This window comes from Bacillus sp. P4_D3 (assembly GCF_056401855.1).
Map to the genome: position 1 here is coordinate 1 of NZ_JBFUIN010001159.1, position 742 is coordinate 742.

Here is a 742-nt window from a genome sequence, read left to right on the forward strand (position 1 = left end):
CATGTAGAGGGCTACTAAAATACTATATATCCAAATTATTCTAATAATTTCATCTAAGTTGGAATCCCTTTACTTTGTATGTCTTTGAGTTTATCAGAACTTAACTTTTTATCCATTCATATAGACGAAAATTCTACATCATTAAGAAACTATTTAAAAAGTTTCCTTTTATTTGGAACAATTCCATATTTGTTAGAATACTCCCATTGCAACCTTTCCCTTTATATTCTATACTGCATCTTCAATTACAAAATACAAACACACAAAGAGGGCTGCATCAGCCCTCTTTAATTAACATGCTTTTTACTTAATGCGTCGCACCGCCGCACGCTACAATATCTACTTCCACTTCCGTCGTTACCTCGATTGCCAATTCTATCCCTTTACTAATAGTAGAAAGTGACATACTCGGTTGACCTGGATAGTTAGTAGCTTGTTCTGGTAAGAACGGAATATGAACAAATCCACCTTTTATTTTCTTATCATGTTTTTCTAGTTCATGCATGAGACCATAGAATAAGTGATTACAAACAAATGTACCTGCCGTTTGTGAAACAGAAGCTGGTATACCTTCTTCGCGAAGTTTTTTCACGATTGCTTTCATCGGAAGTGTAGACCAATACGCAATCGCTCCTTCTTCTACAACCGGTACATCCACTGGCTGATTTCCTTCATTATCAGCAATTCTTGCATCATCAACATTAATTGCTATTCGCTCTATCGTAACATCTGGTCTGCCCCC

Annotated in this window: 1 protein-coding gene; it reads right to left on the reverse strand. The window is 36.3% G+C overall.

All coding sequences use genetic code 11. From position 1 onward, the window contains the following. Positions 1–307 precede the first annotated feature (307 nt). A partial coding sequence (locus AC1DTM_RS29970) for a pyroglutamyl-peptidase I (protein ID WP_477001646.1) occupies positions 308–742 on the reverse strand: 435 nt, incomplete at its 5' end.